This is a genomic window from Neisseria uirgultaei, assembly GCF_962719845.1.
GTDB lineage: Bacteria > Pseudomonadota > Gammaproteobacteria > Burkholderiales > Neisseriaceae > Neisseria > Neisseria bergeri.
Genome location: NZ_CAUIYF010000011.1, coordinates 21146 through 39714, shown reverse-complemented (window position 1 = coordinate 39714; position 18569 = coordinate 21146). Strand labels below are relative to the sequence as shown.

Below are 18569 nucleotides of genomic sequence, written 5' to 3'. Positions count from 1 at the left end.
CCCTATGCAGGCTGCGGCTTGTTACTCTTGTTTGCTTTGATTCAATTTTTTGACTAATTCAAATGCTTCGGATTGATATTGCCTTTGCCATTTTTCCCAATCTAACGGTTTTCCCGAGCGTTCCCAATCTTCTAAAACCGATATTTTGAACGTTTCCATTTCCCACCAATATTCGGCATATAAACGTGATTGATTGGGAATATCGGCTTCTGCCCAATCGGCAAAATGTAAAAAATGAGAAATATCGCAAACTATATTATTTTCAGGAACTTCTTCGGCAAATAGATTCTTGACTAACTGTAACGCTTCGGTCTGATATTTTTCTGTCCATTTATCCCATTTTTCAGGCTTTCCCGATATTTCCCAATCTTCCAATGCGGAAGCATTCAAGATTTCCAATTCCCACCAGCAGTCGTAATAACGGGAGGATTGGTTAGGAATTTTATTTTCCGCTTCGGAAACAAATTGGGTAAAACTAAAAATATCCTTAACGATTTTTTCAAATCTATTTTCCATAAATTGCTGCCTCTTCCAAATTATAGTGGATTAAATTTAAATCAGGACAAGGCGACGAAGCCGCAGACAGTACAGATAGTACGGCAAGGCGAGGCAACGCTGTACTGGTTTAAATTTAATCCACTATACGAGCCAACAACTTCGGTAAAATCAAGCCGGCAAGCCCCTGCATCCTGTGCCAATCGGAGAAAATGCCGTCTGAAAGCCGAATACCGCTTCAGACGGCATTTGCCAGATTTGACCTTGCCGGTGCTTACGGACGCTTTTTAAATATAAAGAAGGAAATATCGTCTAACGCATCTTCGGCAAAACCTTGAAAATCCGGATTACCTTGTTTTGAGCGCAATAAAGCAATCACTTTATCGCAATCGCCGATATTTTCATGCATCCTGGCGAGATGTCCGAAACAGGTTAATGACAATCTGGCAATATCCAAGTCTTTATGCTTCGACAACTCCGTCAATTTCTCAGAAATCCAAGGGATTTCATCCTCCTCCGAGCTGAAGGTCATACCGAGCATACCGTCAATAACACTCTGTTTATTTTCAGAATAAATCATCTTTTCTACTTGATTCTTATCAGCCATCATTTTTTGTCCATTTAATCAGTTGTTTGTATCAAATTGCCATTATTTACTTTCCAATTTACTTTATAACTATCTTCATAATAATCTAATTCAAAAAAACCTGATATTTCAATATCCAATTCCATTATTGTTTTAATACATTTTTCAAAATAAATAATGAAATAAGATTTTACGCATGCACCAAAAAAAATATAGCTGCTCCAATTAAAACTATTTGTCGGGAAAACCCACCCGTTTTTATATATTTTTGCAGATTCTTTCTCTTCGATATTGAAGGGGCAATTATTCCAAAAATTATTGATATTTTCTTGGATGATTTTTATATCATCGTCAGAGCATTCAATCCATCCTTTTATGGAAACATATGATGTCATGTTTAATCTCCTAAACCTGTTTTAACAATGCCGCCTTTTGATTCAATATATGACTTAACTTGTGAATGAACACCGTGCCTGTTCCGTACAGCAAGCACAGGTTGGATTAAGATTCGACAATCTGTTTGGATTGACAGAAAGGTCGTCTGAAAAATCGATTACGGTTTCAGACGACCTTTTGTTGTTGAGTTTTCAACCCAACCTATGCCTGCCATTAATGTTATTCATCGTAGTAAGGTTCTGTCGAATAATTGTCTTTGCCCCCGGCAATGATAGTAACAATTTTCCCTTTTGCTTCCCAAGCTTGTACTCCTATTTCATCAAACTCATAGACATATGTCGGATAAGATTCATTTGATAAATAATATTTATCAACACCGTATGATTTAGGGTGATGGAAAAGCTGTTTAAAATCTTCAAAATTCAGACCTATTATATTAACGCCCATAAAATATAACTCCTGATAACAAAATATCGAAATAATTTTGTTTTTCTTGACGGCAATGAGTAAATTTGAGTCGGGAGATTCATAATATTCTGTTCTAAACTCATCAGGAGGTTCATACATAAAAGTTTCCAGTATGTTTTTGTACTCTGTTATATCCGCACCAAAACGGAATATTCCTACAGAAGTAAAAGGTAAAAATTCGGGAGTTTTAACGACCGCGTCGACCATGCTCTTCTCCTTTTGCTTTTCGATTGGCATTTTTTGTAATATTTCTGATTGTTCGCTCAATCTTTAATCGTTCATTTTTGTGCATTCCGGGAATAATTTTATTTTTTAATTCAGCAATTCGTGATTCTGCTGATATTTGACTTCGACCGCCATCTCCATGTTTTTCATTCTTGGAGCTTCCTGTTCTTTTAGGCGGACACGCATTATGAACCCAAACCCCTTCCGTTTCCGCCTTATCACCCTTGACGAAGTAAGTATGCCAATCGGCAACGGTCAGGTTGTAGGCTTTGAGCGGTTTTGGTTTAACGGTAACGCTTTGAACGGTCTGCTCTGCACCGCTTTCGGATAACAGCCTGATTCCCGCCTTTAAGTCTTCCGCCTTAATCCATTTTCCTTGACTGTAAAACGGATGGATGCGGTTGGAAATCAGGGTTTGGCTGTTACCGATGCCGTCTGAAACTTTAATGTAAACGGTTTCTTGGTACGGATTGCCGTATCGGGCGGTAACGGGTTTGTATCCCGTTTTTCCGCTTGCCTCGTCCTTGGAAAGGACGCGGTCTCCGGCTTGAATATGGGCAATGGCTTTGTAGCCGTCTGCCGTTTTGACCAAGGTGCTGTCGTGGAAGGAGCAGGTGTAGGATTTTTGAAGAACTTAGTTCTCAATATCCTGTTTCAAATGAGGGGAAGGTCACCTGAAAATCAAAAACGGTTTCAGACAACCTTTTGATTGTGGGATTTTCAGCCCAACCTATGCTTATTCAACTAAACTGTCAATCAATTCTTTTATGTCATTACGGGTCAGTTCCATACCCGGTTCACCGATAAGTGCTAAATCATATATTATATTACGCGATTCTGGAGAATTATCTTTTGACCAAGCATACAGAAAATCAAAAGCAAGATTCGCAATTTTTTCATCCGAAGCGTTTTGATTGAACAATCTGAGCAGTTCAGAATATGCGTATTGTTGAGTTATTTTTTCCATGAATCTAATTCCTGTTTTGTTGGTGGATAATGCTGAGAGGTTACACTTTGTCCGTTAATTGATTTAGGATGAACCATAGTTACGTTCCCGCTATGGTCATAATTTTCTGTCCATTGTCGGGTACTACCTGTTTTAGGATTATATTCTGTAACAAAGCTATTACCCCTCGTTCTTCCCTCAGTTCTAGCAAATCGCTCAGCTTCATAATACCTGATTCTCCCATCAGGTAAAGTTTTCGTCCTAGACGCACTATTTTGAGCATCTTCCAAACCTGACAATTTCTTAGCTAATGCCGATTGGGCATTGGCAGAATGCGCATCCCCATATTGCTTGTATTTGGCTTGTGTGGCAACAGCAAAATCCTCGCTAACCTTTGCCTTCCCTAGTTTTGCCGCCCTCCCCGGTTTTGCCGCCCTCCCCAGTTTCGCCGCCTTCACCAATCCTTTGACTTTGGCAAACGGCAGGATGTTGGCCAGGGCTTCGACGGTTTCGGCGGCATTGGGGTTTTCCTGTATCCACCGGTCAACGGCTTCGCGCGTATTCTTTTCAAAGCCCGCCACGCTGCCCAAGCCGCCGATGGCGGCAAATTTGCCCTCGGTGGGCAAGGGAGCGATGTTGCGCATCGTGGCTTTGTCTATGGCATAGCCCGTTCCGTACAGTATGTCGCCTATGCCCAAGGCTTCGCCCGCGCTGATAAAGGGGTTGAGTGCTCCGGCGGCAATGCCGTTGATAAACTCCATGCTGTTGCCCCAGCGGTCGAGCTTGGCATTGTGCTCGAACATTTTTTTGTTGGCTTCATCGGCGCGGTCGGAGAAATTGCTGCCGAGGTTGTTGTAGTTGTCGGATATGCGTTGTCTGACGTCGCGGGTGTCGGTCGGATTGAGTTTGATACTGCGGGCTGTGCCGTTGACGTGATAGGTGTATTCGTCACGTGCGCCCGTAGGTTTGGGGTAATTGCCGCCCTTCGGGCCGTCGTAGGCATCGGCGGGATGGTGTTCGTATCCTTCCCAGTTGAGGCGGTACACGGTAAAGCCTTCGTCAACGTTGCCTTGTTCTTTGCTTGCGCTGTCGGCGGCGTGGTTGTCGAAGGGGGCGTGTTCTTCGTGTCCGTGTCCTGAAAAGCGGGTGTAGTAGCCGATTGTGCCGTTGATATTTGCCTGTTGGATGAGCAGGTTGCCCATCTGGTGGGTATAGTCTTGGATGACGTTGATTTGACCGGTGCGGTCGGAGACGCTGCCGCGCGGGTCGCCGAAGAGGTGGTATTTGCCGCCGGGTTCGTAGTGCTGCCGTTGGGCGTTATCGGTAATGAACGGGTCTTGCGCCAAGTCCGCCGCGAGGGCGGGCTGCCCGAAGGCAGCCGCCGCTACGGTGCAGGCGGCAAGGAGGTTTGTCAGTCTGCGCAGCGGTTTCACGGTTTATCCTCCTTTGCGGCGGCGGATGACTTCGTTGCCGACATCGGGGTTTTTGCCGTTGTTTTGTTTGAAGTCGGGACGGTTTTGGGCGGTTGTGTCGCCGTAGGGGGTGATGTCGGAGAAATCGACCATCAGGCGGTCTGAGGCTTTGACGGTTTTGCTGACTTTGTAAGGACCGGTCCAAAGGGCGTATTGTTCTTGGTATTGGGATTCGTAGGCGGCGGTTTTAGGGGCAATCAGCAGTTTCCGGCTGTCGCGGTCGACGGCGAAATATTCGAGCTTGGTTTGGGCTTTAAGGGTTTCGGCGTTGTAGAGGTGCAGTTCGGTACGGCTGCGGACGGTGCCGAATACGTCGACGGTTACGAATACGTCGGTGTCGGCGTATTCGGGCGGTACGACTTCGATGCCGCGCAGGTAGAAGACGGTTTGAATGAGGTTAGTCAGGAAGGAAACGTCGCGGGGATTGGCGAGCAGGGTTTCGTTGCGGTAGTCGCCCGTGCCGTTGACGGACAGTCCGGCAGAGCGTTCGCCTTTGCGTCCGCTGTTTCTAGTCAGGGAGGCGGCGGGGGCGTTTAAGACCGATGTGGAAGTGGTAACGCTGGAGAGCGCGTCGGATTTGGTGGTGGCGGTAGTGTCATAGGCGGGGTAGCTGTATCGGGTGGCACTTTCGGGGTTGTTGTGGTAGCCGCCGCGTATCAATGCGTCGATAGAGTAGCGTCCGCCGCTTATGTTGCCCGAACCTTGGTCGCCCATAACGGAGACGTAAAGGGCGGCTTTGCGTCCTTTCAGGGCGGACAAATCCATTTCTTTGACGGCGGCGCGGGACGATGCGGCGACGAGTTCTTGTTCGACGGCAAAGCGTTTGCCGCCGCCGTGGGCGGGAATGCCTGTCAGTGTGCCGCAGGCGGTGAGGACGAGAGGGATGAGGAGGAGCAGGATTTTCATGGCGGGGTTTGTTTTGTTTTGAACGAGTTTTGAGTATAAAGGGATTTTAAGGGTTTGTAAACGAAAGAGGCAAAAATGCCGTCTGAGCGGCAGGACGGGCTTTCAGACGGCATTTGTGCTCAATAATAATATCCCGCGCCCAAAATACACGGTTTGGATGCGCCGGTTGCTTTGTGCGGACTACCGGGAATGCGGTTGACCCAACACGCCGCCAACCACGCGAACGCGGCGGCTTCTACCCATTGCGGATCGAGGTTCAGTTCGGCGGTGCTGCGTAGGGAAACGCGTGTGCCGAAACATTCTGTCAAATCCGCCATTAAAACAGGATTGCGGATGCCGCCGCCGCAAATGTACATTTGATGGGCATCTGCCGCTGCGTGTGAGACGGCGTCGAAAACGGTTTGCGCGGTGAATCGGGAAAGCGTCCGTAATACGTCGTATCGGTTTTCGCCGCCGCCAAGGTAGGTTTCGAGCCAATTTAGGGCAAACAGTTCGCGCCCCGTGCTTTTGGGGTGGGGTTGTGCGAAATACGGGTGGGAGAGCAGCCTGCCGAGCAGGTGCGGCAATATGTTGCCTTGTGCCGCTTTTTCACCGTTTTTGTCGTAAGGAAGCTGCCAGTGTGCCTGCGTCCACGCGTCCATCAGCATATTGCCGGGCCCCGTGTCGAAGCCGAAGGCGGGTGCGCCGGGCGGAAGTACGCTGATGTTGGCAATCCCGCCGATGTTCAGCACCGCGCGTGTTTCCCTGTCGTTGCGGAACAGGGCTTCGTGAAAGGCGGGGACGAGCGGCGCGCCTTGTCCGCCGGCCGCAAGGTCGCGGCTGCGGAAGTCGCCGACGGTAAAAATCCGCGTCCGTTCCGCCAGCAGCGGCAAATCGGCAAGCTGTATGCTGTAACCGTGTTCCGGCGCGTGTCGGACGGTTTGCCCGTGGCAGCCGAGGGCGGTAATGTCGTACGGCGCGAGGTTTTGACTGCACAGCAGTTCGGCGACGGTTTGCGCATACAGGCGGCTGAGTTCTTGCGACAAAATCCTGCTGCGGTGCAGTTCGTCTGCGCCTGTGTCCTGCAAATCCAGCAATTGGCGGCGCAACCGGTCAGGGTAGGGGGTAAAGGCGTGCCCTTCCGCGCCCAGCCATTTGCCGCCGTCCATACGTATCAGTACGGCATCCGCCCCGTCCATACTGGTTCCCGACATAATGCCGATGTAAAGCTGTGTTTCCATTTCCGCTCCCAAACCGTGTGCAAAACGCCATTTTAACGTGTATCGGCGTACCTATACCGATTTGCCGCCGCAGTGTAAATAAATGTTTCAAGACGGATTGCAAAAGGTTACAATATCCGCGAAAACCCTTCTGTGTTCACTAAGGAATCTTCCATGGCTCAAACTCAAATGAGTGCGAACTTGAAACTGATTAACGCCGTCTTTGCCGCCATGCTGGTAGGCATAGTCGGCTATTTTATCTATTGGGGTTTGGGTTATACCCACTACAATAACAGCGTGCTTTTCATCATCGCCACGATGTTCGGCGTGTTCATGGCGTTCAACGTCGGCGGCAACGATATTGCCAACTCTTTCGGCACCAGCGTCGGTTCCGGCACGCTGACCATCCCGCAGGCTTTGCTGATTGCGGCGGTGTTTGAAGTCAGCGGCGCGGTCATCGCGGGCGGCGAGGTAACCGATACCATACGCAAAGGCATCGTCAATCTGAACGGTATGGACCTCGAACCCATACAGTTTGTGTTTATCATGATGTCTGCACTCTTGGCGGCGGCGTTGTGGCTGCTGTTCGCGTCCCGCAAAGGCCTGCCGGTTTCGACGACGCACGCGATTATCGGCGGCATCGTCGGCAGTGCGTTGTGTATGGCGTTTACGCATAATGCGGACGGGGTGGCGTTGATACGGTGGGGCAAGCTGGGCGAAATCGGGATGTCTTGGGTATTGTCGCCCGTGTTGGGCGGTGCGGTTTCCTATTTCCTGTTTTCCCGCGTTAAGAAAAATGTCTTAGATTACAATGCTTGGGCCGAAGGTACGCTCAAGGGTATCAAGCAGGAAAAAAAGGCTTATAAAGAACAGCACCGCCTGTTTTTCGAGGGTTTGTCTGAGGCTGAAAAAGTCGAATACGCTACCAAAATGGCGCACGACGCGCAAATTTACGATGAGCCCGAATTCGATCCGCAAGAGCTGCAATCCGAGTATTATCGCGGGCTGTATGTGTTCGACAACCGCAAAGACAATGTCGATTCCTACAAGGCGCTGCATTCTTGGGTTCCCTTTATTGCTTCGTTCGGTGCGATGATGATTTCCGCTATGCTGATTTTCAAGGGCTTGAAAAACCTGCATTTGGGGATGAGCAACGTCAACAGCTTCCTGACCATCTTTATGATAGGCGCGGCGGTGTGGATGGGGACGTTTGTGTTTGCCAAAAGCCTCAAGCGTAAAGATTTGGGCAAATCGACCTTTCAGATGTTTTCATGGATGCAGGTCTTTACCGCCTGCGGCTTCGCATTCAGCCACGGTGCGAACGATATTGCCAACGCCATCGGCCCGTTTGCCGCGATTATGGATGTTTTGCGGACGAACAGCGTTGCCGCGCAAAGCGCCGTCCCTCCGATTGCGATGCTGACTTTCGGTATCGCGCTGATTGTCGGTTTGTGGTTTGTCGGTAAAGAGGTGATTAAAACCGTCGGTACGAGTTTGGCTGAAATGCATCCTGCTTCGGGTTTTACCGCCGAACTGTCCGCCGCATCCGTCGTGATGGGGGCGTCGCTGATGGGGCTGCCTGTTTCCAGTACGCATATCTTGGTCGGCGCGGTACTCGGTATCGGTCTGGTCAACCGCAATGCCAACTGGAAACTGATGAAGCCCATCGGTTTGGCGTGGGTCATTACCCTGCCTGCCGCCGCCGTATTGTCGGTTGCCTGCTACTTGGTTTTACAGGCAGTATTCTGATTGTTAAACGATTATGCCGTCTGAACCCGTGTTCAGACGGCATTTTGTTGATGGAATGTGCGGGCTTGTGCCTTATGCACAATCTGTTCTGTCGGGATATGCCGTTTGGTATAGCGGATTAACAAAAACCAGTACAGCGTTGCCTCGCCTTAGCTCAAAGAGAACGATATCTCTAAGGTACTGAAGCACCAAGTGAATCGGTTCCGTACTATTTGTACTGTCTGCGGCTTCGTCGCCTTGTCCTGATTTTTGTTAATCCGCTATATCTCGGTTTCGGAACGGTCGGATACAAAGGTGCGGAACGTTATGATATGCCGCCGCCTGTTCTTGAAAACACTTATCCTGCCGGCAGCAAAATGCCGTCTGAAAAAGCCTTTCAGACGGCATTTGTACGTTAGCCGCAATCACACCGTTTGCGAATATTTCGCCCTGGTTTCTTTATGGCGCAGGTGGTAATCGAAGACCATGGCGATGTTGCGGATGAGGAAGCGTCCTTTCGGGGTAACGGTCAGCCCGTGGCTGTTCAGGCGCACCAATCCCAAACCGGCGAGTTTTTCCAAATCCGCCAGTTCGTCTTTGAAGTAACGGTCGAACGGGATACCGAATATGTCTTCGTAAACACGGTAGTCGAGCGCGAAGCGGCACATCAAATCCTGAATGATGCTGCGGCGCAGGATGTCGTCCTGATTCAGCTGGTAGCCGCGCATGATGGGCAGTCTGCCTTCGTCGATGGCGGCATAGTAGGCATCGATGTCTCGTTCGTTTTGGGAGTAGGTGTTGCCGATTTTACCGATGGACGACACACCGATGGCGACCAAATCGCAATCCGCGTAGGTCGAATAGCCTTGGAAGTTGCGCTGGAGGAAGCCTTCTTTGAGGGCGATGGAGAGTTCGTCGTCAGGTTTGGCGAAATGGTCCATGCCGATGAAGACGTAACCGCGCTCTGTCAGGGTTTGGACGCAGTATTGCAGCATATCGAGCTTCTCTTCGCTGTCGGGGACGGCGGCGGTATCGATGCGGCGTTGCGGTTTGAAAACATGTGGCAGGTGGGCGTAGTGATAAAGGGCGAGGCGGTCGGGATCGAGCGACAAAACCGTGTCTATGGTGGTTTTGATGCTTTCCGAAGTCTGGTGCGGCAGACCGTAAATCAAATCGACGCTGACGGATTTGAACCCTGCCTCACGGGCGGCATCGATGACTTCTTTGGTTTCTTCGTAGCTTTGGATACGGTTGACCGCCGCCTGCACTTTGGGGTCGAAATCCTGAATGCCGACGCTCATGCGGTTGAAGCCGAGCCTGCCGAGCATGAGGACGGTGTCGCGGCTGACTTTGCGCGGGTCGATTTCGATGGAGTATTCGCCGGACGGTATCAGTTCGAAATGTTTGCGTATCATACGGAAGACGCGTTCGATCTGTTCGTCGCTCAAAAAGGTCGGCGTGCCGCCGCCGAAGTGCAGTTGGGCAAGCTGGTGCCGTCCGTTCAGATGCGGGGCGAGCAGTTCCATTTCTTTTTCAAGATATTCGATGTAGGCATCGGCGCGGCTTTTGTCTTTGGTGATGATTTTGTTGCAGCCGCAGTAGTAGCAGATGGTGTTGCAGAACGGAATGTGAATGTAAAGGGAAAGCGGTTTGTTTAACGCGCCCATACCGCGCAAATGTAAAGCTTTGATATATTCGCCTTCGCGGAAACCGTCGTGGAAACGGTCGGCGGTAGGGTAGGAAGTGTAGCGCGGGCCGCTGGCGGGCAGGCTGGCAATCAGTTCGCGGTCAAACTCGGGGCGGTCATCGTTTACATTGTGATTGTTCTGTATCTGAATAATTTTCATGGTGTGTGTGCGGTTTTATGATGTTAGTCAAATTTTGGATAGTTTGGTAGAATGCCACAGTATGATAAACCTGTCTTGATATGTGTCAACAAGCACATAATCGGGATGGGGCAAAACACACGAAAAGGTACGGTATGGCTTCGCATAATACTACACATCAGATGAAAACCTTGTGTTCTTCCTGTTCTTTGCGGGAACTTTGTCTGCCTGTCGGATTGCTGCCCAACGAGTTCAGCCAACTCGATGCCGTTATCCGCCAAAGTCGCCGCCTGAAAAAAGGCGAATACCTGTTCCGTGCCGGCGAAGCCTTTACCTCGCTCTTTGCCATCCGTTCGGGCTTCTTCAAAACAACCGTCGCCAGTCAGGACGGCCGCGATCAGGTAACGGGTTTCTTTATGTCGGGCGAACTCATCGGCATGGACGGCATCTGTTCCCATGTGCACAGTTGCGATGCGGTCGCCTTGGAAGACAGCGAGGTATGCGAGCTGCCGTTTACCCACATCGAAGAACTGGGGCAGAACATTCCCAGCCTGCGTACCCACTTTTTCCGCATGATGAGTCGTGAAATCGTGCGCGATCAAGGTGTTATGCTGCTGTTGGGCAATATGCGCGCCGAAGAGCGGATTGCCGCCTTCCTGCTGAACCTTTCCCAAAGGCTCTACTCGCGCGGTTTCGCCGCCAACGACTTCATCTTAAGAATGTCCCGCGAAGAAATCGGCAGCTATCTCGGGCTGAAACTCGAAACCGTCAGCCGCACATTGTCCAAGTTTCATCAGGAAGGATTGATTTCCGTCGAACACAAGCACATCAAGATTCTCAATCTGCAAGTGCTGAAGAAGATGGTGTCCGGCTGCTCGCACGCCATTTGAGCCATTGTCGTCCGGGATAATGCATATAGGCAGGATATTTGTTCTTCCCATAATTTCAGATAGTATGGGAAAGCAAATATCCTGTCTTTGTTTTACAGACAAAATGCCGTCTGAAGGGAAAACACTAAATAGAGAAATCTTCGCTGACGGGTGTGTACAGGATTTTGTCCACCTTTTCACGGGTTAGGTGCGGTGCAAACGATTGGATAAAGTCATACGCATATCCGCGCAAATAAGTATCGTTGCGCAAAGCAATCCACGTCGGCGACGGCTCGAACAGGTGTGCCGCATCCACAAGCTGCAAATCGCCGTCCGTATCCGGGTTGTACGCCATTTTCGCCATCAGTCCCACGCCCAAACCCAAGCGCACATAAGTCTTCAATACATCCGTATCCGCCGCCGCCAATGCGACATCCGGCCGTTCCAAACGGGCTTTGGAGAATGCCCGCGCGATGCTGCTGCCCGCATTGAATGCAAATTCATAAGTAATCAGCGGAAACCTCGCCAAATCTTCAATGCGGAGGGGATTCCTGCATTCGAGCAGCGGATGGTCGTTCGGCACAATCACCGCGTGTGTCCAGTCGTAGCAGGAAAGTCTTCCCAATTCGGGGTGGTCGTCTATCCGTTCCGTAACAATCGCCAAATCCGCCTCACCTGAGGTAACCATACGTGCGATGGCGGCAGGGCTTCCCTGTTTGATGGTCAGATTGACTTTCGGGTAGCGTTTCACGAAATCGGCAACAATCAAGGGCAGGGCATAGCGTGCCTGAGTATGCGTTGTGGCTACCGTCAGCGAACCGCTGTCCTGTCCGGTAAACTCGCTGCCGATATTTTTAATGTTCTGAACATCGCGCAAAATACGTTCCGCAATATCCAAAACCACCTTGCCCGGCTGCGAGACCGAAACCACGCGCTTTCCGCTGCGGATAAAAATCTGAATGCCGATTTCTTCTTCCAATAATTTGATTTGTTTGGAAATACCGGGTTGCGAGGTAAACAAGGCTTCGGCTGCTTCGGAAACGTTCAGGTTGTGCCGGTAAACTTCCAAAGCGTATTTTAATTGTTGTAATTTCATGGCGGGTCGGTGTCGGTCTGTGTCGGGTGGCTGAACATTGTTTATAATTTATCATATTTTCTTGCAGGTACGGTATGGGGCTTTGCCGTTGTGTTTGTTGTTTTTGTGCAACGGCAATCGTGCGATATGGAAAAAATCCCCCTAAAGTAATGACACGGAATTGATTTTTCGGCATGATATACTATCAGGAAACAGGCTGTTTTACGGTTGTTTTCAGGCGTTGAGTATTGACAGTCCGCCCCCTGCTTCTTTATAGTGGAGACTGAAATATCCGATTTGCCGCCATGTTTCTACAGCGGCCTGTATGTTGGCAATTCAGCAGTTGCTCCTGTATCTGCTGTACAAATTTAATGAGGGAATAAAATGACCAAACAGCTGAAATTAAGCGCATTATTCGTTGCATTGCTCGCTTCCGGCACTGCTATGGCGAGCGAAGCTCATATCCACGGTTATACCGTGAGCGGCCAATCACAAGAAGTCGTACGCAACAACTACGGCGAATGCTGGAAAAACACCTACTTCGACAAAGCAACCCAAGGTCGCGTAGAGTGTGGCGATGCAGTTGAACCGGCTCCTGTTGCTGTTGTAGAGCAGGCTCCGCAATATGTTGACGAAACCGTTTCTCTGTCTGCCAAAACCCTGTTCGGTTTCGACAAAGACGTACTGCGTGCCGAAGCCCAAGACAACCTGAAAGTATTGGCCCAACGCCTGGGTCAAACCAACGTACAATCCGTACGTGTTGAAGGTCATACCGACTTCATGGGTTCTGAAAAATACAACCAGGCCCTGTCCGAGCGTCGCGCCAACGTAGTGGCAAACTACTTGGTCAGCAACGGTGTACCTGCTTCCAAAACTTCTGCCGCTGGTTTGGGCGAGTCTCAAGCGCAAATGACTCAAGTTTGTGAAGCTGAAGTTGCCAAACTGGGTGCAAAAGCCTCTAAAGCCAAAAAACGTGAGGCTCTGATTGCATGTATCGAACCTGACCGCCGTGTTGATGTGAAAATCCGCAGCATCGTAACCCGTCAGGTCGCGCCGGCTCATGTTCACACCCAACAATAAGCTTTAAAAGCATCTTGCCGATGGGTAGGGTTGGATTTCTCTTCTGTACAAGAGAAGAGGTTTACGTATCAAACTTTAATCGGTTCTGATGAAACAAAACAAACCCCGCTTTTGCGGGGTTTGTTTTTAGGATGCTTGCGGAAACGGTTATTGTCAGAATATGGGGTAGGGTTTATGCTTCATCAAAATCTTCCTGGTGCTTGAAACTCCGGTTTTGAAGGCGATAGAATTTGGATTTGTTTGTGAGGGAACAAACTCTCTCAAATCAGTGCTGTACGCGGTGCTGCGTTTTATGTGCGGTACTGCGTAAAATACAGCAGATCAATAAAAATCAACATGGCGGTGCGTTCGGATATTTTGCGACATGAAAGAATTCGACTTCATCAAACGGTATTTGCAAACAGGCACGGATAAGGATGTCGTATTGGGTATAGGCGACGATGCGGCGATTGTCCGCCCACGTGAGGATTTTGATTTGTGTTTCAGTGCGGATATGCTGCTGAGGGACAGACATTTTTTTGCAGATGTCAAACCTGAAGACTTGGCTTGGAAGGTTTTGACCGTCAATATTTCAGATATGGCGGCGATGGGCGCGATACCGCGTTGGGTGCTGCTGAGCGCGGCGTTGCCCGAATTGGATGAGGTATGGCTGAAACGGTTTTGCGGCAGCTTTTTCGGTTTGGCAAAAAAGTTTGGCATCACCTTAATCGGCGGGGATACGACCAAGGGCGATATGGCGTTCAATGTAACCATTATCGGCGAATTGCCGAAGGGTAGGGCGTTACGGCGTGATGCGGCGGTTGCGGGCGACGATATTTGGGTGTCGGGGCGTATCGGTATGGCGGCGGCGGCTTTGAACTGCCGTCTGAAACGGTGTGTGTTGCCGGATGATGTGTTTGCCGAATGCGAACAAAAGCTGCTCCGCCCCGAGCCAAGGGTTGGGCTGGGGCTTGCGCTGTTGCCGTTTGCCCGGTCGGCGCAGGATGTTTCAGACGGCCTCGCGCAAGATTTGGGGCATATCCTAGCCGCTTCTGGCAAGGGGGCGGAAATTTGGGCCGATTCGCTGCCGTCTTTATCCGTATTGAAAGATATTTTGCCCCGAGTGCAATGGCTGTCTTATACTTTGGCGGGCGGCGACGATTACGAGTTGGTTTTTACCGCGCCGGAAAGTTGCCGCAGCCGTGTGCTTGATGCGGCGGAACAGTGCGGCGTACCGGTAACGCGCATCGGCAAAATCAACGGAGGATGCCGTCTGAAGGTTTTAGATGCCGACGGCAGGGAATTGGAACTACATTCTTTAGGATTCGATCATTTTGGCTGATTTTAAACCTGATTGGGCGTGGCTGCGGCAGCGTCCCTTGTGTTTTTTGGCATTCGGTTTCGGCAGCGGGCTGGCTCCGTTCGCGCCGGGCACATTCGGCACTTTGGCGGCATTGCCTTTGGCGTTTGTGCTGATTTTGCTCGGCATAGACGGGCTGCTGCTGGCTTTTTTGTGTATCGTGCTGTTTATGTGGGGCATACGCATTTGCGCGTGTGCGGAAAAGGAAAGCGGCGTATCCGACCACGGCGGCATTGTGTGGGATGAAATCGTCGCCATGCTGTTTGTACTGGCTTTCGTTCCGTTCAAGTGGACGTGGTGGCTGGCGGCGTTTGTCCTATTCCGTCTGTTTGACGTGCTCAAACCGCCTCCGGTCGGCTGGTTTGATAAAAATCTGCATGGTGGGCTGGGTATTATGGCGGACGACATGGCTGCGGCGATAATGACGTTGATTGTCTTGCAGATTGCGATGCTGTTTTAAACGGGGCTGCCTTGTAAAAATGCCGTCTGAAAGCCTTTCAGACGGCATTGTTTCGGAGGTTAACGCGTTACCGGTTTGTATTTGATGCGTTTCGGTTTCGCGCCTTCTTCGCCGAGTCGGCGTTTCTTATCGGCTTCGTATTCCTGATAGTTGCCGTCGAAGAACACCCATTTGGAGTTGCCTTCACACGCCAAGATATGCGTGGCGATGCGGTCGAGGAACCAGCGGTCGTGCGAAATCACCATCACGCTGCCTGCAAATTCCAACAATGCGTCTTCCAGCGCGCGCAGGGTTTCCACGTCGAGATCGTTGGACGGTTCGTCCAGCAGCAACACATTGCCGCCGCTCAATAAGGTTTTCGCCAAGTGCAAACGTCCGCGTTCGCCGCCGGAGAGCTGCCCCGCGATTTTGCTTTGATCGCTGCCTTTGAAGTTGAAACGACCCAAATATTGGCGGGCGGGAATTTCAAACTGCCCGACCTGCAAAATGTCGCGGCCTTCGGCAATGTTGTCGAACACGGTTTTGTCGTTTTGCAAACCTTCGCGGCTTTGGTCGATCAAGCTCATTTTCACGGTTTGCCCGATTTTCACTTCGCCCGAATCAGGCTGCTCTTTGCCCGCAATCATTTTAAACAGCGTCGATTTACCCGCGCCGTTCGGGCCAATGATGCCGACAATCGCGCCCGCAGGCACTTTGAAGCTCAAATCGTCAATCAGCACTTTATCGCCGAACGATTTGGAAACATTCACAAATTCAATCACTTCGTTACCCAAACGCTCGGCAACGGGAATGAAGATTTCCTGCGTTTCATTGCGTTTTTGGTATTCGTAGTTGCTCATTTCTTCAAAACGCGCCAGACGCGCCTTGGACTTGGCTTGGCGGCCTTTGGCATTTTGGCGCACCCATTCCAATTCCTGCTTCATCGCCTTCACGCGCGCTGCTTCGGATTTTGCCTCGTTTTCTAAGCGTTTTTCTTTCTGCTCCAGCCAAGACGAGTAATTGCCTTTCCAAGGAATACCGTGGCCGCGATCGAGCTCCAAAATCCATTCGGCGGCGTTGTCGAGGAAGTAGCGGTCGTGTGTTACGGCAACGACTGTGCCGGGGAAGCGTACCAAAAATTGCTCCAGCCATTCCACCGATTCCGCATCCAAGTGGTTGGTCGGCTCGTCCAGCAGCAGCATGTCTGGCTTGTTCAACAAGAGTTTGCACAAGGCGACGCGGCGTTTTTCACCGCCGGACAGATTGCCGATTTTGGTATCCCAATCAGGCAGGCGCAGCGCATCGGCAGCGATTTCCAATTCGTGTTCCGCACCGCCGCCCGTGGACGAACCGGCCGCAATAATCGCTTCCAAACGGCCCTGTTCTTCCGCCAATGCGTCAAAATCCGCATCGGGATTGGCGTACTCGGCATACACTTCTTCCAAACGTTTCTGCGCCGCCGCCACTTCGCCCAAACCGCTTTCCACTTCCTCGCGCACGGTTTTTTCAGGATCAAGCTCCGGCTCTTGCGGCAGATAGCCGATTTTGATGCCGCCCATTGGCACGGCTTCGCCCTCAAATTCCTTATCCACGCCCGCCATAATCCGCAAAACGGTGGACTTGCCCGCGCCGTTCAAACCGAGCAGGCCGATTTTCGCGCCGGGGAAGAATGAAAGGGAAATATCTTTAATGATGGTTTTCTGCGGCGGCACAACCTTGCTCACGCGCAGCATAGAATAGACGTATTGTTGGGACATAGTTTTCTCGATTCGGTCAAACAAATTTCAGACGGCCATTTTAACCGATAATTTGATTTAAGCCAGTTTATCCGCGAACCGATATTGCCAAAATCGGGCAGGATTCATAAAATCCGCCTATCTCTTTGAAATTAGACAAACAAAAAAAATAATAATGATAGAGGGTTGCCGCACCGGTAACCATTTCGGATTTTCCAAAGCAAATATAGTGGATTAAATTTAAATCAGGACAAGGCGACGAAGCCGCAGACAGTACAGATAGTACGGCAAGGCGAGACAACGCCGTACTGGTTTAAATTTAATCCACTATACTTTTCAAATCGAAAAAGGATTTACCTTATGTCGGAATATACGCCTCAAACAGCAAAACAAGGTTTGCCCGCGCTGGCAAAAAGCACGATTTGGATGTTGAGCTTCGGCTATCTCGGCGTTCAGACGGCCTTTACCCTGCAAAGCTCGCAGATGAGCCGCATTTTTCAAACGCTCGGCGCAGACCCGCACAATTTGGGCTGGTTTTTCATCCTGCCGCCGCTGGCCGGCATGCTGGTTCAGCCGATTGTAGGCTACTACTCAGACCGCACTTGGAAGCCGCGCTTGGGCGGCCGCCGCCTGCCGTATCTGCTTTACGGCACGCTGATTGCGGTCATCGTGATGATTTTGATGCCGAACTCGGGCAGCTTCGGTTTCGGTTATGCGTCGCTGGCGGCTTTGTCGTTCGGCGCGCTGATGATTGCGCTGTTGGACGTGTCGTCGAATATGGCGATGCAGCCGTTTAAGATGATGGTCGGCGACATGGTCAACGAGGAGCAGAAAAGCTACGCCTACGGGATTCAAAGTTTCTTAGCGAATACGGGCGCGGTCGTGGCGGCGATTCTGCCGTTTGTGTTTGCGTATATCGGTTTGGCGAACACCGCCGAGAAAGGCGTTGTGCCACAAACCGTGGTCGTAGCATTCTATGTGGGCGCGGCGTTACTGATTATTACCAGTGCGTTCACAATCTTCAAAGTCAAAGAATACGATCCAGAAACCTACGCCCGCTACCATGGCATCGACGTGGCGGCGAATCAGGAGAAGACCAACTGGATCGAACTCTTGAAAACCGCGCCTAAGGCGTTTTGGACGGTTACTCTGGTACAGTTTTTCTGCTGGTTCGCTTTCCAATATATGTGGACTTACTCGGCAGGCGCGATTGCGGAAAACGTTTGGCAGACAACCGATGCTTCTTCCGTAGGCTATCAGGAAGCAGGCAACTGGTACGGCGTTTTGGCGGCGGTGCAGTCGGTTGCGGCGGTGATTTGTTCGTTTGTATTGGCGAAAGTGCCGAATAAATACCATAAGGCGGGTTATTTCGGCTGTTTGGCTTTGGGCGCGCTCGGCTTTTTTTCCGTTTTCTTCATCGGCAACCAATACGCGCTGGTGTTGTCTTATACCTTAATCGGCATTGCGTGGGCAGGCATCATTACCTATCCGCTGACGATTGTGACCAATGCCCTCTCAGGCAAACACATGGGTACTTATTTGGGTCTGTTCAACGGCTCTATCTGTATGCCTCAAATCGTCGCTTCGCTGCTGAGTTTCGTCCTCTTCCCTATGCTGGGCAGCCATCAGGCAACCATGTTCTTGGTTGCCGGCGCAGTCTTGCTGATGGGGGCTTTCTCAGTATGCCTGATTAAAGAGACCCACGGCGAATAATCCGTTTCAACACCATCGGCAAAGGCCGTCTGAAACCTTTGCCGATCTGACAATTTTAATAACAGGAGCTT

The 18569-nt window shown here is 50.5% G+C and carries 17 protein-coding genes and 4 pseudogenes; 8 read left to right on the top strand and 13 right to left on the bottom strand.

Annotated elements, in window-relative coordinates:
• Positions 1-21: 21 nt before the first annotated feature.
• A complete protein-coding gene (locus Q9J32_RS07685) occupies positions 22-516 on the bottom strand; it encodes a hypothetical protein (RefSeq protein ID WP_301885552.1) in 495 nt (164 codons plus the stop codon).
• A 15-nt stretch (positions 517-531) separates the two neighbouring features.
• Between Q9J32_RS07685 and Q9J32_RS07680 the strand changes: the two are divergent.
• A pseudogene (locus Q9J32_RS07680) lies at positions 532-645 on the top strand (IS5/IS1182 family transposase); the annotation flags it as partial.
• 124 nt (positions 646-769) lie between these two features.
• Here Q9J32_RS07680 and Q9J32_RS07675 read toward each other — a convergent pair.
• The 9 genes and pseudogenes from Q9J32_RS07675 to Q9J32_RS07640 form a co-directional block, all read right to left on the bottom strand.
• Positions 770-1105: a hypothetical protein gene (locus Q9J32_RS07675; RefSeq protein ID WP_301885550.1), complete on the bottom strand. Its 336-nt coding sequence runs from the start codon at positions 1103-1105 to the stop codon at positions 770-772.
• Positions 1106-1116: 11 nt separating this feature from the next.
• Positions 1117-1476, bottom strand: coding sequence for a hypothetical protein (locus Q9J32_RS07670; protein ID WP_301670372.1), 360 nt, complete (start codon positions 1474-1476; stop codon positions 1117-1119).
• A 2-nt stretch (positions 1477-1478) separates the two neighbouring features.
• Positions 1479-1556: pseudogene (locus tag Q9J32_RS10210) on the bottom strand (restriction endonuclease fold toxin); the annotation flags it as partial.
• Between the two features lie 140 nt (positions 1557-1696).
• Positions 1697-2152 carry a hypothetical protein gene (locus Q9J32_RS07665; protein ID WP_101124512.1) on the bottom strand — a complete coding sequence of 152 codons (456 nt, stop codon included), beginning with the start codon at positions 2150-2152 and terminating at the stop codon, positions 1697-1699.
• A 187-nt stretch (positions 2153-2339) separates the two neighbouring features.
• Positions 2340-2795: pseudogene (gene mafB, locus Q9J32_RS07660) on the bottom strand (polymorphic toxin MafB class 1); the annotation flags it as partial.
• A 111-nt stretch (positions 2796-2906) separates the two neighbouring features.
• The gene (locus tag Q9J32_RS07655; RefSeq protein ID WP_002259487.1) at positions 2907-3137 is read right to left on the bottom strand and encodes a hypothetical protein; all 231 of its coding nucleotides are present in this window, start codon (positions 3135-3137) and stop codon (positions 2907-2909) included.
• A complete protein-coding gene (locus Q9J32_RS07650) occupies positions 3125-4549 on the bottom strand; it encodes a MafB family polymorphic toxin (RefSeq protein WP_301885548.1) in 1425 nt (474 codons plus the stop codon). Before Q9J32_RS07650 ends, Q9J32_RS07655 begins: the two co-directional genes overlap by 13 nt.
• 3 nt (positions 4550-4552) lie before the next feature.
• The gene (gene mafA / locus Q9J32_RS07645) at positions 4553-5494 is read right to left on the bottom strand and encodes an adhesin MafA (RefSeq protein ID WP_301885547.1); all 942 of its coding nucleotides are present in this window, start codon (positions 5492-5494) and stop codon (positions 4553-4555) included.
• 119 nt (positions 5495-5613) lie between these two features.
• A complete protein-coding gene (locus Q9J32_RS07640) occupies positions 5614-6714 on the bottom strand; it encodes an anhydro-N-acetylmuramic acid kinase (protein WP_301885546.1) in 1101 nt (366 codons plus the stop codon).
• Between the two features lie 153 nt (positions 6715-6867).
• On the opposite strand from Q9J32_RS07640, the gene Q9J32_RS07635 reads away from it, so the two are divergent.
• Positions 6868-8442 (top strand): inorganic phosphate transporter, encoded by a 1575-nt coding sequence (locus Q9J32_RS07635; RefSeq protein WP_301885545.1) that lies wholly within the window; start codon positions 6868-6870, stop codon positions 8440-8442.
• A gap of 404 nt (positions 8443-8846) precedes the next feature.
• On the opposite strand, the gene hemN is transcribed toward Q9J32_RS07635, so the two are convergent.
• On the bottom strand, positions 8847-10268 hold the full coding sequence (hemN, locus tag Q9J32_RS07630) for an oxygen-independent coproporphyrinogen III oxidase (protein WP_118792503.1): 1422 nt from the start codon (positions 10266-10268) through the stop codon (positions 8847-8849).
• A gap of 134 nt (positions 10269-10402) precedes the next feature.
• Here hemN and fnr point away from each other — a divergent pair, with 134 nt between their 5' ends.
• The gene (fnr, locus tag Q9J32_RS07625; RefSeq protein WP_025456583.1) at positions 10403-11137 is read left to right on the top strand and encodes a fumarate/nitrate reduction transcriptional regulator Fnr; all 735 of its coding nucleotides are present in this window, start codon (positions 10403-10405) and stop codon (positions 11135-11137) included.
• Positions 11138-11261: 124 nt separating this feature from the next.
• Here the strand turns inward: fnr and Q9J32_RS07620 are convergent, their stop codons facing one another.
• A complete protein-coding gene (locus Q9J32_RS07620; protein WP_301885544.1) occupies positions 11262-12212 on the bottom strand; it encodes a CysB family HTH-type transcriptional regulator in 951 nt (316 codons plus the stop codon).
• 363 nt (positions 12213-12575) lie between these two features.
• On the opposite strand from Q9J32_RS07620, the gene Q9J32_RS07615 reads away from it, so the two are divergent.
• The 3 genes from Q9J32_RS07615 to Q9J32_RS07605 all read left to right on the top strand — a co-directional run bounded on the left by Q9J32_RS07615 (position 12576) and on the right by Q9J32_RS07605 (position 15070).
• A complete protein-coding gene (locus Q9J32_RS07615; RefSeq protein WP_301885543.1) occupies positions 12576-13271 on the top strand; it encodes an OmpA family protein in 696 nt (231 codons plus the stop codon).
• Positions 13272-13635: 364 nt separating this feature from the next.
• Positions 13636-14592, top strand: a complete 957-nt coding sequence (gene thiL, locus Q9J32_RS07610) for a thiamine-phosphate kinase (RefSeq protein WP_301885542.1) — start codon at positions 13636-13638, stop codon at positions 14590-14592.
• Positions 14585-15070, top strand: a complete 486-nt coding sequence (locus Q9J32_RS07605) for a phosphatidylglycerophosphatase A family protein (RefSeq protein ID WP_301885541.1) — start codon at positions 14585-14587, stop codon at positions 15068-15070. Before thiL ends, Q9J32_RS07605 begins: the two co-directional genes overlap by 8 nt.
• Positions 15071-15129: 59 nt before the next feature.
• Here the strand turns inward: Q9J32_RS07605 and ettA are convergent, their stop codons facing one another.
• Positions 15130-16806, bottom strand: coding sequence for an energy-dependent translational throttle protein EttA (ettA, locus tag Q9J32_RS07600; protein WP_301885540.1), 1677 nt, complete (start codon positions 16804-16806; stop codon positions 15130-15132).
• A 195-nt stretch (positions 16807-17001) separates the two neighbouring features.
• Here ettA and Q9J32_RS07595 point away from each other — a divergent pair.
• Both Q9J32_RS07595 and Q9J32_RS07590 read left to right on the top strand, forming a co-directional pair.
• Positions 17002-17118 (top strand): annotated as a pseudogene (locus tag Q9J32_RS07595) (IS5/IS1182 family transposase); the annotation flags it as partial.
• A 27-nt stretch (positions 17119-17145) separates the two neighbouring features.
• A complete protein-coding gene (locus Q9J32_RS07590; protein WP_301885539.1) occupies positions 17146-18498 on the top strand; it encodes an SLC45 family MFS transporter in 1353 nt (450 codons plus the stop codon).
• The last annotated feature ends 71 nt before the right edge of the window (positions 18499-18569 follow it).

Excerpts from the sequence above, each read along its gene's own strand:
- fnr (WP_025456583.1), top strand. The coding sequence starts at position 10,403 with ATGGCTTCGCATAATACTACACATCAGATGAAAACCTTGTGTTCTTCC.
- Q9J32_RS07665 (WP_101124512.1), bottom strand. The coding sequence starts at position 2,152 with ATGGTCGACGCGGTCGTTAAAACTCCCGAATTTTTACCTTTTACTTCT.
- Q9J32_RS07685 (WP_301885552.1), bottom strand. The coding sequence starts at position 516 with ATGGAAAATAGATTTGAAAAAATCGTTAAGGATATTTTTAGTTTTACC.
- mafA (WP_301885547.1), bottom strand. The coding sequence starts at position 5,494 with ATGAAAATCCTGCTCCTCCTCATCCCTCTCGTCCTCACCGCCTGCGGC.
- Q9J32_RS07635 (WP_301885545.1), top strand. The coding sequence starts at position 6,868 with ATGGCTCAAACTCAAATGAGTGCGAACTTGAAACTGATTAACGCCGTC.
- Q9J32_RS07675 (WP_301885550.1), bottom strand. The coding sequence starts at position 1,105 with ATGATGGCTGATAAGAATCAAGTAGAAAAGATGATTTATTCTGAAAAT.
- thiL (WP_301885542.1), top strand. The coding sequence starts at position 13,636 with ATGAAAGAATTCGACTTCATCAAACGGTATTTGCAAACAGGCACGGAT.
- ettA (WP_301885540.1), bottom strand. The coding sequence starts at position 16,806 with ATGTCCCAACAATACGTCTATTCTATGCTGCGCGTGAGCAAGGTTGTG.
- Q9J32_RS07670 (WP_301670372.1), bottom strand. The coding sequence starts at position 1,476 with ATGACATCATATGTTTCCATAAAAGGATGGATTGAATGCTCTGACGAT.
- Q9J32_RS07640 (WP_301885546.1), bottom strand. The coding sequence starts at position 6,714 with ATGGAAACACAGCTTTACATCGGCATTATGTCGGGAACCAGTATGGAC.
- hemN (WP_118792503.1), bottom strand. The coding sequence starts at position 10,268 with ATGAAAATTATTCAGATACAGAACAATCACAATGTAAACGATGACCGC.
- Q9J32_RS07615 (WP_301885543.1), top strand. The coding sequence starts at position 12,576 with ATGACCAAACAGCTGAAATTAAGCGCATTATTCGTTGCATTGCTCGCT.
- Q9J32_RS07655 (WP_002259487.1), bottom strand. The coding sequence starts at position 3,137 with ATGGAAAAAATAACTCAACAATACGCATATTCTGAACTGCTCAGATTG.
- Q9J32_RS07590 (WP_301885539.1), top strand. The coding sequence starts at position 17,146 with ATGTCGGAATATACGCCTCAAACAGCAAAACAAGGTTTGCCCGCGCTG.
- Q9J32_RS07620 (WP_301885544.1), bottom strand. The coding sequence starts at position 12,212 with ATGAAATTACAACAATTAAAATACGCTTTGGAAGTTTACCGGCACAAC.